Source organism: Pseudomonas sp. MF5691, assembly GCF_016405645.1.
GTDB classification, from domain to species: domain Bacteria; phylum Pseudomonadota; class Gammaproteobacteria; order Pseudomonadales; family Pseudomonadaceae; genus Aquipseudomonas; species Aquipseudomonas shahriarae.
The window spans coordinates 142,501-156,078 of the sequence record NZ_JAEKDC010000001.1 but is presented as its reverse complement, the minus strand read 5'-3'; the positions used below and the strand labels follow the sequence as shown (position 1 = coordinate 156,078).

The window sequence follows — 13,578 nt, the reverse complement described above, 5'->3', positions numbered from 1 at the left end:
TGGGCTTGCCCGCTCCCACATAAGCCCACTCCCCCGGCTGTGCATCACTCCTCCTTGCGTGGCCGCCCGCCCTTCTTGCCATTAGCACGGGCGGCTGCGGACTTGGCGGCGCTGGTTTTACGGCCGTTGCGCGATGCCACCATGCTCGCCGCCAGGTCCATCAGGGGCTGACTCGTAGCGACCAGGCCAGTGATGGAAACATGCAGATCACGAGCTTCACAGCACAGTGCCTTGCCGCCAAAACCGACCTCCAGCGCCTGGAAGTCCTGCGCAGAAAAACCTTCGAATTCAGAGAGACCGGCCACCGGCAACAGGATGCGGCTGCCGTCGCCGAAGCCGATGGAAATGCAGTCGTCCTGGTAGTGCACGGAGCTGGCATTGGCGTACACCCGCTTGAGCTTGCGCCCACGGGCCACGGCCTTATCAACATCGGCGTCAGTGATCGGTGCATCAGGCCGGACTTTGGCTTTTACCGTTTTCATAACTCAATCTCCACGGATCCTGGCGCCCTCACCAGGTTCAAGATGGTTCGCCGCCCCGCCACATCGTGCCGGGCCCTGGCGATCACGTAGACACCTCGCCGGATGACCAACCCCGGCACGACCTCGTCGGCCTCCCAATCCCAGGAATGGTTCTCCAGGCAGACTGTTTGCAGCTTCTCCCACCAGATCCTTTGTGCCCGCGCCAGATAATGCGGCTGCATCAAGGTCTGGCGAATGCCTTCCAGAACGCTAGTGGCTGGTCGCCGCCGCTCGGGATACACATCCCACAACGCCACGTCCCCATCCAGGAAACTGAAGCGAAAACGCGCATCCCAGTCCTTGCCCATGACATGTACGTGCGGCGGGCAATGCTCATCCCTGAGCAACACTGCAATCACATATCCCTTGTAAGTGCCTACTTTCATCGTAACCCATCCGTTAGGTTATTTGTCGCCGACCAATGCTTTATCCAGCCCCAGCCGACAGCCGGCCTCTTCAAATTGCCAGAGCTGCCTCACAGACTAGTAACGACTGGCACCGCTTCAAATGCCGGGTTGTAACCGCAGATGCCCAGGCGGTCGTCGTTGAAAAACAGCCCCTCCTTGAACACATTGACGCCCATCTCCCAATCCCGCGACTCTTCAGCCTTGAGATACGGGCTGGGAAACACCCGCTCTGCCGAGTTGCCGCCATGGGGGCGACCGGTCAGTGACCTGGCCCTTGAGCGCGGTGCTGCGGATCCCGGGGAATGTAAAGCAAACAGGCGGGCATCTTAAGTTTTGTCGAGAATGGTTTCCAATTGACATCAACTCTTGGACAGTCCCGACAGGCTGCATTCACCGTTCGATAATCGAACGGTTATCTGCAGCACCGCGCTTGGCCAATTGACCAAATTAACCATTCAGTACATTTTGTCTCCATCCATAAAAACAACAGTGGAGACACCCCCATGCCGCCTATTGTGCTGGTCCTCAACGGCCCCAACCTGAACCTGCTCGGCACCCGCGAACCGGCCACCTATGGCCACGAGACCCTGGCTGACGTCGCCGCCCTATGCGGGCGTAGCGCCGAACAGTTCGGGCTGAAACTGGAATTTCGCCAGACCAACCACGAAGGCGAGTTGCTGGACTGGATCCATGGCGCCCGCGCTCGTTGTGCGGGCATTGTGATCAACCCGGCGGCCTGGACCCATACCTCGGTGGCCATTCGCGACGCCCTGGTGGCCAGTGAACTGCCGGTGATCGAAGTGCATTTGTCCAACGTGCATGCCCGCGAACCGTTCCGTCATCACTCTTTCGTCTCGCCCATTGCCAAGGCCGTGCTCGCCGGGTTTGGCAGCCACGGTTATCACCTGGCCCTCGAGCATTTCAGCCGGGAGCTCAAATGAAACCGCGCATTCTTGCCGGGCTGATCGGCGCCGGCATCCAGGCGTCCCGCACGCCGGCCCTGCATGAGCAGGAAGGCGATGCCCAGGGTCTGCGCTACTTGTATCGCCTGATCGACCTGGACCCGCTGCAACTGGACAGCAGCGCCCTGCCCGATCTGCTCAAGGCCGCCGAACAGATGAACTTCACCGGATTGAACATCACCTACCCATGCAAGCAAGCGATCCTGCCGTTGCTCGATGAGCTGTCGCCCGAAGCCCGGGGCATCGGCGCAGTCAACACCGTGGTCTGGCGCGATGGCAAGCGCATCGGTCACAACACCGACTGCCTGGGTTTTGCCGAAGGGTTTCGCCGTGGCCTGCATGACGCTGCGCGCCAACGCGTGGTGCAGATGGGCGCCGGTGGCGCAGGCGCGGCGGTGGCCCACGCGCTGTTGGCCGAAGGTGTCGGCCAGTTGAGTATTTTCGATATGGATCACGACCGCGCCCAAAGCCTGGCCGCCAACCTCAACCAACACTTTGGCCCTGACCGAGCGTGTGCCGGCAGCGACCTGGGTCACGCGATGGCGGCGGCTGACGGCCTGGTCAACACCACGCCCATGGGCATGGCCAAGCTACCGGGCATGCCCGTGCCAGCAGCATTGTTGCGCGCGGATTTGTGGGTCGCGGAGATCGTCTATTTCCCGCTGGAAACCGAGCTGCTACGCAACGCCCGGGCGCTGGGTTGCCGCACCCTGGATGGGGGGAATATGGCGGTGTTCCAGGCGGTGAAGGCGTTTGAATTGTTCAGTGGTGAGAAAGCAGATGCACAAAGGATGCTCGCTCATTTCCAGAGCATGAATACTTCACTGTAGAAACCGGATCCTAATGTGGGAGCTGGCTTGCCTGCTCCCACACAATTGAATTCGGCGGTGGATCAGGCCTGCAGGTAACGCAGCACCGACTCGCAGATCATCGCCCGATGCCGCTGCTTGATTGCTTCATCCGACAATTCGATCTGAAAAATCTCACTGAAGGTATGCCGGTTGGATACCCGGTAAAAGCTGAACGAGTTGATCAGCAAATGCACATCCAGCGGCTCCAGCCCAGCGCGGAACACCCCCAGCTCCGCGCCCCGGCGCAAGGTCGCGCCCAGTGCTTCAAGGATATTGCTGTTCATCGCCTTGATCGCGTCCGACTGCTTCACATACTCGGCGTTGTGAATGTTCTCGATGCTGACAATCCGCACAAAATCCACATTCTGGTCGTGGTGGTCGAAGGTGAATTCCACCAGGCGCCGGATTGCTTCACGGGGTTCCAGTTCAGTGAGGTTCATCCGGGTTTCGGTGTTGCGGATATCCCCGTAGAGCTTTTCCAGGACCTCGACGTACAGCTGTTCCTTACTGCCGAAGTAGTAATAGATCATGCGCTTGGAGGTGTGGATGCGCTCAGCGATGGCATCCACCCGCGCCCCCGAAAGCCCCTGCTGCACGAACTCGACAATGGCTTCTTGCAGAATGTTCTCGCGGGTCTTTTCCGGGTTGTTCTTGCGGCTCTTGCGCGGCGCCAGGGAGACGTCGGGCAGTTCGGAGGTCGGGGTCATGGTGCGCTCACGGCCATTTATGCAGGCCGTGATTATGGGCTGCCACGCTGTACGAAGGAAGCGTCAACGCCCTACAGCCTGGCCTGGCGCACTGCCCCACTGCGCGACTTGGCCATCGCCGCCAGGCGTACCGCCACATTCGCGGCGCCATAGCCGGCGTAACCGTTCTTGCGCTGGATAATCTCGAAGAAAAACCGCCCTTCAAAGGGTTCGGTGTACACGTGAAACAGCTCACCGCCCTGGGCATCACGGTCGTACAACACGTTGTAGTACGCCAGCTCGCTGAGGAACTGATCGTCGAAATCAAAACGCGCCGCCAGGTCATCGTAGTAATTGAGTGGGATATCCAGCAGCGGCACGCCCGCCTCCTTGGCCCGGCTGACCTCGGCGAAAATATCCGCGCAATCAAAGGCAATGTGATGCACGCCGGAGCCACGGTAGCTGGATAACGCGTGGGAAATCGCCGTGTTGCGGTTCTCGGAAATATTCAGCGGCAAGCGGATCGAACTGCAACGGCTGCGCAGCGCCCGGCTCTTGACCAGGCCGTAGGGGTCCGGCAACACCACCTCATCGTCGGCCTCGAAATCCAGCAGGCTCTTGTAGAACAGCACCCAACTGTCGAGGCTGTCGGCCGGCAGGGCCATGGCCATATGGTCGATGCGCAGCAGCCCGCCGCCACCGGTGCTGGCGGCCTGCAGGTTGAAATCAGTGTGGTAGATCCCGCCGGCGTGCTGGTCCACCAGGTAGATCAGGCTGCCATCCGGCGCGCGTACCGCCGCCAGCTCCAGCTCATTGGGCCCGACCAGCCCGCGATAGGGTTGGCCCTTGTAGGCCACCGCCCGTTCCAGGGCCTTGGCGCTGTCCTTGACGCGAATCGCCGTGGCGCACAACGACGGGCCATGGGCCTCGAAAAAATTGTGGGCAAAGGAGTACGGCTCGCAGTTGAGGATCAGGTTGATATCGCCCTGGCGCAGCAGGCTCACGCTCTTGGAACGGTGCTGCCCGGCCTTGACGAAGCCCAGGCGTTGCAGCCATTGGGTCAGGCGGGCGCCGAGGTTTTCATCCACCGCAAACTCGAGGAATTCGATGCCGTCGTACTCGCTGGCAGCCGGGGTCTCAAACAGGATATCCAGCGGCGCGGCCTGTTGCTGCAGGCGTTGGCGGGTCTTCTCTTCCAGGTACAGCAACGAGCGCAAACCATCCGCCGCGTTGGCCCGGGTGGGTGCGGCGCGAAAGCCATCGTTGAAAATCTCCAGGGACAGCGGCCCGGTGTAGCCACTCTGGATGATCGGCGCGAGAAAACCCGGCAGGTCGAACTCGCCCTGGCCGGGGAAGCAGCGAAAGTGCCGGCTCCACTCCAGCACGTCCATGGCCAGCAGCGGCGCGTCGGCCATTTGCACAAAGAAGATCTTGTCGCCAGGGATCTGGGCGATAGCCGTCGGATCGCCCTTGAGCGACAATGTATGAAAACTGTCTAGCAACACCCCGAGGCTGGGGTGGTCAATCTCGCGCACCAGTTGCCAGACCTGTTGCCAGGTGTTGACGTGCCGCCCCCAGGCCAGGGCTTCATAGCCAATGCGCAAGCCACGGCGCCCGGCGTGTTCGGCCAACAGGCTGAGGTCATCGCGCAGGATCGAATGTTCGCCCGTGGAATCGGCAGAAGCATTGCTGCACACCAGCACCAGGTCGGTGCCCAGTTCCTGCATCAGGTCGAATTTGCGTTCGGCCCGTTCCAGGTTGCGCGCCAGGCGGTCGCGGCGACATCCTTCAAAATCACGAAACGGCTGGAACAACGTGATGGCAATGCCCAGATCGGCACACATCTGCCGCACTTCACGCGGGCTGCCGTCGTAATACAGCAAGTCGTTCTCGAAGATTTCCACCCCATCGAACCCGGCCGCAGCAATGGCTTCGAGCTTTTCCGGCAGGGTGCCGCTCAGGGAAACAGTGGCGATGGAACGTTGCATGGGGTGACTCCCGGCAATGATGGGTGGTCTTGTTTGCGGCAAATTATTGGCCGCGCGCGATAAAGCAGCAATTCAAAATGTACCAATCAGTTAGTTTTTCGGGCGATTATCGAACACAATGGCGATTGGCGAATTGACGATTTTTTAGCCACTGCGCACCATCGAATGCGCATCCAGGGCCGCTTTTTTTAAGGCGCAAACCTGTGATCAAGACCCAGAACACACCATAAAAATTTCAAAAAACGGGTACCTCTCATGCCTTCGCAAAATTCCGCCGTGGCCCCGCGCCCCGGCAACCCGCAAGCGGCCATTGGCGACAAGATTCGCGGCGCCCTCGCCGTCGGCAAAACCCGCTGGGGCATGTTGGCCCTGGTGTTTTTCGCCACCACCTTGAACTACATCGACCGCGCCGCTCTGGGCGTGATGCAACCGATCCTGGCCAAAGAGATGAGCTGGACGGCGATGGACTACGCCAACATCAACTTCTGGTTCCAGGTCGGTTATGCCATTGGTTTTGTGCTGCAAGGCCGGCTGATCGACCGCGTCGGCGTCAAGCGTGTGTTCTTCTGCGCGGTGCTGCTGTGGAGCATCGCCACCGGCGCCCACGGCCTGGCGACTTCGGCGGTGGGCTTTATGGTCTGCCGCTTTATCCTCGGCCTCACCGAAGCGGCCAACTACCCCGCCTGCGTCAAGACTACCCGCCTGTGGTTCCCCGCCGGCGAGCGCGCGGTGGCTACCGGGATCTTCAACGCCGGCACCAACGTCGGCGCCATGCTCACGCCAATGCTGTTGCCACTGGTGCTGCATGTGTGGGGCTGGCAGGCTGCATTTTTATGCATGGCTGCCCTGGGTGGGATCTGGCTGGTGTTCTGGGGCCTGAAGTACTACAACCCCGAAGACCATCCGAGCGTAAAACAGTCGGAACTGGACTACGTGCAACAGGAAGTCGAGCCCGAACAACCCCGCGTGCCCTTCAGCCGTATCCTGCGCATGCGTGGCACCTGGGCCTTCGCCATTGCCTACGCCCTGACCGCCCCGGTGTTCTGGTTCTACCTCTACTGGCTGCCGCCGTTCCTCAACCAGCAATACAGCCTGGGGATCAACGTGACCCAGATGGGTATCCCGCTGATCATCATTTACCTGACGGCAGACTTCGGCAGTGTGGGCGGCGGGATTCTGTCCTCGTTCCTGATCGGACGCGGCATGCAGCCGATCAAGGCGCGCCTGCTGTCGATGCTGCTGTTTGCCTGCTGCATCGTCGGCGTGATCATGGCCGCCGGCTCCAGCCAGCTGTGGGTCGCAGTGTTTGCCATCTCCCTGGCCATCGGCGCGCACCAGGCCTGGACCGCCAATATCTGGAGCCTGGTGATGGACTACACCCCCAAGCACATGATGAGCACGGTATTTGGCTTTGGCGGGATGTGCGCGGCTATCGGCGGGATGTTTATGACGCAGATCGTCGGCCATATCCTGACCGTGACCAATAACAACTACACCGTGCTGTTCACCCTGATCCCGGCGATGTACTTCATCGCCCTGACCTGGATGTACTTCATGGCGCCGCGCAAGATCCCCACCGTCGCGGTGTGACTCAACGCCGCCGCTGCTGCCAGGCAGCGGCCAAGCCACTCAGGCAGATCACCCCGATCCCGACCACCGTGGTCAGGTCCGGGGTGTGATTGAACACCAGCCAGCCCAACAGCCCCGCAAACACGATCTGGCAATAGCCGAACGGTGCCAGTAACGCCGGTGCAGCGAAGCGGAAGGCCTGGGTCAGCATCAAGTGCGCGGTCATCCCACAGGTGCCCAGTGCCAGCATCAACAGGCCATGGCCCAGGGTCGGTACCTGCCAGAAGAACGGCACCAGCGCGCTCATCACCAGGGTGTTGCACAGGCCGGCGAAGAAGTTGCTGGTGGTCGGGCTGTCGTACTGGCTGAGGATGCGGGTCAGCAGTTGGTAGAAACAGAAGAACAACGCCGAGACCAATGGCAACAACACCGCCGGGGTGAACAGCTCACCGCCCGGGTGCACAATGATGATCACCCCGACAAACCCGCAGATCACCGCCAGCCACTGGCCCCGCGTCACATGCTCGCCCAGCAGCGGCACCGACAGGGCCGTCACCAGGATCGGCGCGAGGAAGTTCACTGCGGTGGCTTCGGCCAGCGGGATGTAATGCAGGGCAGCGGTAAAAAACAGGCTGGTGCCCAGCAGGCACAACGCCCTGGCCACCTGCAACAACGGGCGCTTGCTGCGCAGTACACGCAAGCCCGATTGCGGCAGGAAAATCCCCGCCATCAGCAACGTATGCACCATGTACCGGGCCCATACCACCATCACGATGGGGTAAAAGCCGGCGAGGTATTTGGACAACGCGTCATGGCTGGAAAACAGAAACGTCGCCAGCACAATCAGCACGATGCCCTTGAAGGGATGGTTGACGCCGGAAAGAGGAGTGCTGAGGGTCATTGAATTCTCGTGCGTGACAGGCTGAAATGACCGCCGCAAGCAGTGGCACTCAACGCGCTAATCTAGAGCGGGTGGTGCATCGGTCTCAAGAGCATAACCAAACAGCGGGCGATCAGCGCACTAAATCGCCTAAACCCAGTCCAACGCTGCACGCCAGCCAGCCATTGCGCTTTTTTTAATCAAGGCCAATCCATTATGAAAAAAACACTGTTTATTCTCTCGACCCTCGCCCTGCTCAGTGCCTGCGATAAAACACCCGAGCCGCCCAAGCCGGCGCCGCCTTCCGTACAAGCGACCCTGGTCCCGGAGACCCTGCCCACCGACAAATGGGTCGGCAAGTGGGTCGGCGTCGAAGGCCTGCACCTGACCGTCAGCAAGGACGACAGCATCGGCCGCGGGCATTACTTGCTGAGCATGCAGTACGGCCTCGATGCCGACGCCTCCGGCACCTTCAAGGGCCAGGCCAGCGAAGACGGCATCACCTTCAACCGCCCGGACGGCCCGCAAATACTGCGTGCCGGCGACGGCGCCGCCACCGGTTTGAAATGGCTGGCTGATAAAAAAGATTGCCTGGTGGTCAATACGGGCGAAGGGTATTGCCGCGAATAACGGCCATACTCAATCACGGCGCTAACAACACGATCATCAAGAGGATTGCCCCATGCTATGGAAAAAGGGTCGACGCAGCGACAACGTGGTCGACGCGCGCAATGACGGCGGCGGCGGTGGCGGCGGCATGCGTTTTGGGGGTGGCAAGGGCCTGAGCCTGACCGCCATTGTGCTGATCGTCGGCATCGGCCTGCTCACCGGCCAGGACCCGATGCAGATCCTCGGGCAACTGAGCGGCCAGATGACTGAACAGGCCCCTTCGGTCAGCCCGCAAACACGCCAGGCGCCGCCCGCCAATGATGAGCAGGCAGATTTCGTACGCGCCGTGCTGGGCGACACCGAAGACACCTTTGGCCAGGTGTTCCAGGAAAACGGCCTGACTTACAAGAACCCCAAGCTGATCCTGTTCCGTGGCCGGGTGAATTCTGCCTGCGGTGGCGCGACCTCCGCCAGCGGCCCGTTCTATTGCCCGGCCGACCAGCAGGTCTACCTGGACCTGGATTTCTTCCGCGAAATGTCCCAGCGCTTCCAGGCGGCCGGCGACTTTGCCCAGGCCTATGTGATCGCCCACGAAGTCGGCCACCACGTGCAAACCCTGCTGGGCATTTCCTCGAAAATCCAGGTCGCACGCCAGCAAGGCCGGCAGATGCAGGGCGATGGTGGCCTGCTGGTCCGCCAGGAACTGCAAGCCGACTGTTTCGCCGGGGTCTGGGCCAACCGCGCGCAAAAGCGCCTGAACTGGCTGGAACCGGGCGATATCGAAGAAGCGCTGAACGCCGCCAACGCCATCGGCGACGACCGCTTGCAGCAACAGGGCCAGGGCCGTGTGGTTCCCGACTCGTTCACCCACGGCACGTCGCAACAGCGGGTTCGCTGGTTCAAGACCGGGTTTGCCCAGGGCCAGATCAGCCAATGCGATACCTTTTCGGCCAAGAGTCTGTAAATGAGTAAACGAGCCGGATGGCTGCTGGGGTTGATGATCGGTTGCGCCACCACCCCCTTCGCCGCCGGGCAGGCGGTCAAGGTTGTCAGCCCCGAGCGTTTCTCCCTGCAAGCCGGCGACCTGAGCCTGGGCCTTAGCCAGGACTGGCGCCAGCCACTGCCGCAGATCACTCGGGCGCTGATCATCGTGCATGGGCGCCTGCGCAACGCCCAGACTTACCTCAAAAGCGCCGAAGATGCCGCCGCCCACGCGGGGCAAGGCGCCAACACCCTGGTGATCGCACCGCAGTTTCTCAACGATGCCGATATCCAGCGCCATCACCTGGGCGACAGCGTACTGCGCTGGCACGGCAATGGATGGATGGCGGGCGATTCGTCAATCGGTCATGGCCAGATCAGTTCCTACGGCGCCCTGGACCAGATCATCAAGCACCTGGGCAACCGCCAACTGTTCCCGGCCCTCAAGGAAATAGTGGTCGCCGGGCATTCCGGTGGCGGCCAGGTGGTACAGCGCTTTGCCCTGACCGGCCATGATCACCCGGCCCTGCAAGCCGCCGGCATCAGCCTGCGCTATGTGATCGCCAACCCATCGTCCTACGCCTACTTCAGCCCGCAGCGCCCAGTGCAGTTAGCGCCGGGCAGTTGCCCGCAGTTCAATGACTGGAAGTACGGCATGCAAAAACTGCCGGCCTACGCCAACGGCCAAAGCCCCCAGCAAATGGAAAAGGCCTACGCCGCACGGGATATCACCTACCTGCTGGGCCAGCAGGACACCGACCCCAACCACCCGGCCCTGGACAAGAGCTGCGCGGCCGAGACCCAAGGCGCGTATCGGCTGATTCGCGGGCATAACTACTTTGACTACCTCAAGCAGCGGCATCCGCAGTTGAGCCAGAGGTTGATTGAAGTGCCTGGGGTTGGGCATGACGGCGACAAGATGTTTACCTCGCCGCTGGGGCAGAAGGCCTTGTTCCACTAATCCCCCAGGGAAAACCCAAGCCAGCTCCTACCGGTGATGCGTGGTGCCTGGGCTAGATCATCTGGCGCAGTGCTGCGCAGTCTTGCGCATGCCAATCTGCCAGTTCCGGCCATGGGTTTTCGGGCAGGTTGACCAGCACCGTCCGCGTCCCCGCCGCCCGGCCGCAATCCAGGTCGAAGCGATAGTCGCCCACCATGACCATCTCGGCCGGCGCCACATCCCAGGCCTGGGCCAGTTTCAACAGGCCACCGGGATCAGGCTTGGGCGGGGCGTCGTCGCGGCCCAGCACATCTTCCACGGCAAAACAGTCCGCCAGGCCGATGGCTTTCAAGGTGATGTGCGCCAGCTCCTGGGCGTTGCGCGTCAGGATCCCCAGGCGACAGCCCCGTGCTGCCAGGTCGCGCACCAACTCCACCGCGCCCGTGGCCGCTACCGAGCCCAGCGCCAGTTCGCGCTCATGCTCCAGCAACCAGGCATGCTTGGCCGCCGCCTCCGCTGCTGGCAACGCAGCCAGGTGGGTGAGAATGTCATCGGCAGGCGGAATATCCAGGGCCACGCGGATCGCCGCAAAATCATGCACGGCCACCGTGAGGGTGCCGTCCATGTCGAACACCCAGTGTTTTACGTCCGTGAGGCTCATGCCCAATCCTTGCGATGGCGAATCAGGCCTTCCTGGGTCACCGAGGCCACCAGTTGGCCCGCGCGGTTATACACGCTGCCACGGGAGAACCCGCGGGAATTGCCGGCCCATGGGCTGTCCATGGCGTACAGCAACCAGTCATCGGCCCGCAGGTCAGCGTGGAACCACAGCGCATGGTCAAGACTGGCCACTTGCATGTCCTTCTGCCACACGGTCTTGCCATGGGGCAGCAACGAGGTGGTCAGCAGGCCGAAGTCCGAGGCGTAGGCCAGCAGGTATTTATGCAGCGCCGGCAAATCGGCCAGGGCGCCATCGGCGCGAAACCACACATACTTGACCGGGTCGGACGGCTGCGGGTTGTACGGATCTTTTTCGGTCACCGGGCGCACTTCAATCGGCTTGGGGCACAGCAGTTTTTCGCGCATGGTCTCGGGGATCAGGTGCGCACGCTGCCGGGTCAGTTCCAGCTCCGACGGCAGGTTCTCCGGGCCCACCACCACCGGCATGGTGGTCTGGTGCTCGAAGCCTTCTTCGTCGTACTGGAACGAGGCGCTGCAGGTGAAGATCGGGTTGCCCTTCTGGATCGCCGTCACCCGGCGCGTGCTGAAGCTGCCACCATCGCGCACCCGGTCCACTTGATAGACCACTGGCAGCCCAGCGTCGCCTGGGCGCAGGAAATAGCCGTGCAACGAATGCACATGCCGCGCTTCTTCGACGGTCTGGCTGGCTGCCGACAGCGACTGGCCCAAAACCTGGCCGCCGAACAGTTGGCGAAAACCCAAGTCCTGGCTGCGGCCGCGGAAGAGGTTTTCTTCAATCGGTTCCAGGGTCAGCAAGTCGACCAGATCTTCCAACACTTGGCTCATTCAAACTCTCCTCACACAAAGCAAAACCGCGCAGTCTTGGCTGCGGCGGGTAATAACATCGGGCGGCCTGCCTATCCGTGCAGCGTATCCAACCATTGGGCGCGGGTGATGCGGTACAACACATGATGGCGCAGCGGATCGTCCGCCGCGAGCCTGGGATGCTGAAAATCTGCCGCCGGATCGTAATGCATACCGATGGCCTGCATGACTTTCTGCGACGGCAGGTTGGCCTCGGTGGTGAAGGCCACTATTTCTTCCAACTGCAAACGGTCAAAACCACAACGCAATGCAGTCCAGGCCGCTTCACTGGCAAAACCCAGGCCCCAGTGCTCGCGGGCAAGGCGCCAGCCAATCTCCACCGCCGGGGTGAAGTCGGCGTCAAAGCCGACATTCATCAACCCCGTCAGGCCGATAAATTCGCCGCTGTCCTTACGCTCCAGGGCCCACGCACCAAACCCATACTCGGCAAAATGCCCACGTATTCGCCCGATCAATGCCGCGCTTTCCAGGCGGTCCAGGGGTGCCGGGAAATAGCGCATCACCTGCGGGTCGGCGCACATCCGGGCAAACTCCGGCAAATCGCTGTCGCGCCATTGGCGCAACACCAGGCGCGCGCTTTCCAACTGCAGTATCGGCTCCATCGTTCCCCTCCCTTGCCATGTGCGTGAGTGTACAGCGCTGTTAAGATCCGTCGTTGGTTCCTGTCAGAAATTGCCATGCCTTTGCCATTGATCTACCACGACGACTACAGCCCCGAGTTCCCGGCGGATCATCGCTTCCCCATGGATAAATTCCGGCTGCTGCGCGATCACCTGGTCGACAGCGGCCTGACCCAGGACAGCCAACTGCTGCGCCCCGAATTGTGCCCGGCCCAAGTGCTCGCCCTGGCCCATGACCCTGGCTATATCGAACGTTATATGAGCGGTGAGTTGTCCCGCGAAGACCAGCGGCGCCTGGGCCTGCCCTGGAGCGAAGCCCTGGCCCGACGCACCGTGCGCGCGGTCGGTGGCTCGTTGCTGGCGGCCGAGCAGGCCCTGGAACATGGCCTGGCCTGCCACCTGGCGGGGGGCACCCACCACGCCCATTACGATTACCCGGCGGGCTTTTGCATCTTCAATGACCTGGCGGTGATCAGCCATTTCCTACTGGCCAGTGGGCGAGTCAACCGGGTGCTGATCTTCGACTGTGACGTGCACCAAGGCGATGGCACCGCGCGTATCCTCCATGACACACCGGACGCCATTACCGTGTCCCTGCACTGCGAAAAGAACTTCCCGGCGCGCAAGGCCGCCAGCGACTGGGATATCCCGCTGCCCATGGGCATGGGCGACGCCGACTACCTCACGGTGGTGGACGATGCCCTCAACTACCTGCTGCCGCTGTATCAGCCCGACCTGGTGCTGTATGACGCGGGCGTCGATGTGCATAAGGACGACGCCCTCGGCTACCTCAAGCTGACAGACGCAGGCGTCACCGCCCGTGACGAAAGCGTGATGCGCCATTGCCTGGGCCGCGATATCCCGGTGGTGGGCGTGATCGGTGGCGGCTACAGCAAGGACCGCCACGCCCTGGCCCGGCGCCACGGCATCCTGCACCACAGTGCGCAGCGGGTGTGGACGTCATCAGGTTGTCATTGAAACCTGGGCGTTACCCACAA

General features: G+C 61.8%; 16 protein-coding genes. 7 read left to right on the top strand and 9 right to left on the bottom strand.

Annotated features, from left to right (window positions below; genetic code table 11):
- Positions 1 to 44 precede the first annotated feature (44 nt).
- The 3 genes from JFT44_RS00755 to JFT44_RS00745 all read right to left on the bottom strand — a co-directional run bounded on the left by JFT44_RS00755 (position 45) and on the right by JFT44_RS00745 (position 1,152).
- Positions 45 to 482 carry a DUF2442 domain-containing protein gene (locus tag JFT44_RS00755; RefSeq protein ID WP_057958372.1) on the bottom strand — a complete coding sequence of 146 codons (438 nt, stop codon included), beginning with the start codon at positions 480 to 482 and terminating at the stop codon, positions 45 to 47.
- Positions 479 to 907, bottom strand: a complete 429-nt coding sequence (locus JFT44_RS00750; RefSeq protein WP_057958371.1) for a hypothetical protein — start codon at positions 905 to 907, stop codon at positions 479 to 481. Before JFT44_RS00750 ends, JFT44_RS00755 begins: the two co-directional genes overlap by 4 nt.
- 89 nt (positions 908 to 996) lie before the next feature.
- The gene (locus JFT44_RS00745) at positions 997 to 1,152 is read right to left on the bottom strand and encodes a hypothetical protein (protein ID WP_164844804.1); all 156 of its coding nucleotides are present in this window, start codon (positions 1,150 to 1,152) and stop codon (positions 997 to 999) included.
- A 279-nt stretch (positions 1,153 to 1,431) separates the two neighbouring features.
- Between JFT44_RS00745 and aroQ the strand changes: the two genes are divergently transcribed.
- Positions 1,432 to 1,869, top strand: coding sequence for a type II 3-dehydroquinate dehydratase (gene aroQ / locus JFT44_RS00740; protein ID WP_032861827.1), 438 nt, complete (start codon positions 1,432 to 1,434; stop codon positions 1,867 to 1,869).
- Positions 1,866 to 2,720: a shikimate dehydrogenase gene (locus JFT44_RS00735; RefSeq protein WP_169959801.1), complete on the top strand. Its 855-nt coding sequence runs from the start codon at positions 1,866 to 1,868 to the stop codon at positions 2,718 to 2,720. The genes aroQ and JFT44_RS00735 overlap by 4 nt, the downstream gene beginning before the upstream one ends.
- 62 nt (positions 2,721 to 2,782) lie before the next feature.
- Here JFT44_RS00735 and JFT44_RS00730 read toward each other — a convergent pair whose 3' ends face one another.
- Together JFT44_RS00730 and quiC are read right to left on the bottom strand one after the other, a co-directional pair.
- Positions 2,783 to 3,448, bottom strand: a complete 666-nt coding sequence (locus tag JFT44_RS00730) for a TetR/AcrR family transcriptional regulator (protein ID WP_057444392.1) — start codon at positions 3,446 to 3,448, stop codon at positions 2,783 to 2,785.
- Between the two features lie 71 nt (positions 3,449 to 3,519).
- On the bottom strand, positions 3,520 to 5,415 hold the full coding sequence (quiC, locus tag JFT44_RS00725) for a 3-dehydroshikimate dehydratase QuiC (RefSeq protein WP_115129053.1): 1,896 nt from the start codon (positions 5,413 to 5,415) through the stop codon (positions 3,520 to 3,522).
- Between the two features lie 255 nt (positions 5,416 to 5,670).
- Here quiC and JFT44_RS00720 point away from each other — a divergent pair, with 255 nt between their 5' ends.
- Positions 5,671 to 7,005 carry an MFS transporter gene (locus tag JFT44_RS00720; RefSeq protein WP_057441156.1) on the top strand — a complete coding sequence of 445 codons (1,335 nt, stop codon included), beginning with the start codon at positions 5,671 to 5,673 and terminating at the stop codon, positions 7,003 to 7,005.
- A 1-nt stretch (position 7,006) separates the two neighbouring features.
- Here JFT44_RS00720 and JFT44_RS00715 read toward each other — a convergent pair whose 3' ends face one another.
- Positions 7,007 to 7,885 (bottom strand): DMT family transporter, encoded by an 879-nt coding sequence (locus tag JFT44_RS00715; RefSeq protein ID WP_057441158.1) that lies wholly within the window; start codon positions 7,883 to 7,885, stop codon positions 7,007 to 7,009.
- A gap of 195 nt (positions 7,886 to 8,080) precedes the next feature.
- On the opposite strand from JFT44_RS00715, the gene JFT44_RS00710 reads away from it, so the two are divergent.
- From JFT44_RS00710 to JFT44_RS00700, 3 genes are read left to right on the top strand one after another with little or no spacing between them, the layout of a single operon-like run.
- Positions 8,081 to 8,494 carry a hypothetical protein gene (locus JFT44_RS00710; RefSeq protein ID WP_057958367.1) on the top strand — a complete coding sequence of 138 codons (414 nt, stop codon included), beginning with the start codon at positions 8,081 to 8,083 and terminating at the stop codon, positions 8,492 to 8,494.
- A 52-nt stretch (positions 8,495 to 8,546) separates the two neighbouring features.
- The gene (locus tag JFT44_RS00705; protein WP_057441162.1) at positions 8,547 to 9,437 is read left to right on the top strand and encodes a neutral zinc metallopeptidase; all 891 of its coding nucleotides are present in this window, start codon (positions 8,547 to 8,549) and stop codon (positions 9,435 to 9,437) included.
- Positions 9,438 to 10,415, top strand: coding sequence for an alpha/beta hydrolase (locus JFT44_RS00700; protein WP_115129055.1), 978 nt, complete (start codon positions 9,438 to 9,440; stop codon positions 10,413 to 10,415).
- Between the two features lie 52 nt (positions 10,416 to 10,467).
- Here JFT44_RS00700 and JFT44_RS00695 read toward each other — a convergent pair whose 3' ends face one another.
- The 3 genes from JFT44_RS00695 to JFT44_RS00685 all read right to left on the bottom strand — a co-directional run bounded on the left by JFT44_RS00695 (position 10,468) and on the right by JFT44_RS00685 (position 12,562).
- Positions 10,468 to 11,055 (bottom strand): HAD family hydrolase, encoded by a 588-nt coding sequence (locus JFT44_RS00695; protein WP_057958364.1) that lies wholly within the window; start codon positions 11,053 to 11,055, stop codon positions 10,468 to 10,470.
- Positions 11,052 to 11,921: an acyl-CoA thioesterase II gene (tesB, locus tag JFT44_RS00690; RefSeq protein ID WP_057441166.1), complete on the bottom strand. Its 870-nt coding sequence runs from the start codon at positions 11,919 to 11,921 to the stop codon at positions 11,052 to 11,054. Before tesB ends, JFT44_RS00695 begins: the two co-directional genes overlap by 4 nt.
- Positions 11,922 to 11,992: 71 nt before the next feature.
- Positions 11,993 to 12,562, bottom strand: a complete 570-nt coding sequence (locus JFT44_RS00685; RefSeq protein WP_057958363.1) for a GNAT family N-acetyltransferase — start codon at positions 12,560 to 12,562, stop codon at positions 11,993 to 11,995.
- 75 nt (positions 12,563 to 12,637) lie between these two features.
- On the opposite strand from JFT44_RS00685, the gene JFT44_RS00680 reads away from it, so the two are divergent.
- Positions 12,638 to 13,558, top strand: coding sequence for a histone deacetylase (locus tag JFT44_RS00680; protein WP_198817583.1), 921 nt, complete (start codon positions 12,638 to 12,640; stop codon positions 13,556 to 13,558).
- Positions 13,559 to 13,578: the final 20 nt, after the last annotated feature.

Coding starts and splice junctions, on each gene's coding strand:
- JFT44_RS00755 (WP_057958372.1), bottom strand. CDS start 482: ATGAAAACGGTAAAAGCCAAAGTCCGGCCTGATGCACCGATCACTGAC.
- JFT44_RS00700 (WP_115129055.1), top strand. CDS start 9,438: ATGAGTAAACGAGCCGGATGGCTGCTGGGGTTGATGATCGGTTGCGCC.
- JFT44_RS00680 (WP_198817583.1), top strand. CDS start 12,638: ATGCCTTTGCCATTGATCTACCACGACGACTACAGCCCCGAGTTCCCG.
- JFT44_RS00705 (WP_057441162.1), top strand. CDS start 8,547: ATGCTATGGAAAAAGGGTCGACGCAGCGACAACGTGGTCGACGCGCGC.
- JFT44_RS00685 (WP_057958363.1), bottom strand. CDS start 12,562: ATGGAGCCGATACTGCAGTTGGAAAGCGCGCGCCTGGTGTTGCGCCAA.
- tesB (WP_057441166.1), bottom strand. CDS start 11,921: ATGAGCCAAGTGTTGGAAGATCTGGTCGACTTGCTGACCCTGGAACCG.
- JFT44_RS00735 (WP_169959801.1), top strand. CDS start 1,866: ATGAAACCGCGCATTCTTGCCGGGCTGATCGGCGCCGGCATCCAGGCG.
- JFT44_RS00720 (WP_057441156.1), top strand. CDS start 5,671: ATGCCTTCGCAAAATTCCGCCGTGGCCCCGCGCCCCGGCAACCCGCAA.
- aroQ (WP_032861827.1), top strand. CDS start 1,432: ATGCCGCCTATTGTGCTGGTCCTCAACGGCCCCAACCTGAACCTGCTC.
- quiC (WP_115129053.1), bottom strand. CDS start 5,415: ATGCAACGTTCCATCGCCACTGTTTCCCTGAGCGGCACCCTGCCGGAA.
- JFT44_RS00710 (WP_057958367.1), top strand. CDS start 8,081: ATGAAAAAAACACTGTTTATTCTCTCGACCCTCGCCCTGCTCAGTGCC.
- JFT44_RS00695 (WP_057958364.1), bottom strand. CDS start 11,055: ATGAGCCTCACGGACGTAAAACACTGGGTGTTCGACATGGACGGCACC.
- JFT44_RS00750 (WP_057958371.1), bottom strand. CDS start 907: ATGAAAGTAGGCACTTACAAGGGATATGTGATTGCAGTGTTGCTCAGG.
- JFT44_RS00715 (WP_057441158.1), bottom strand. CDS start 7,885: ATGACCCTCAGCACTCCTCTTTCCGGCGTCAACCATCCCTTCAAGGGC.
- JFT44_RS00730 (WP_057444392.1), bottom strand. CDS start 3,448: ATGACCCCGACCTCCGAACTGCCCGACGTCTCCCTGGCGCCGCGCAAG.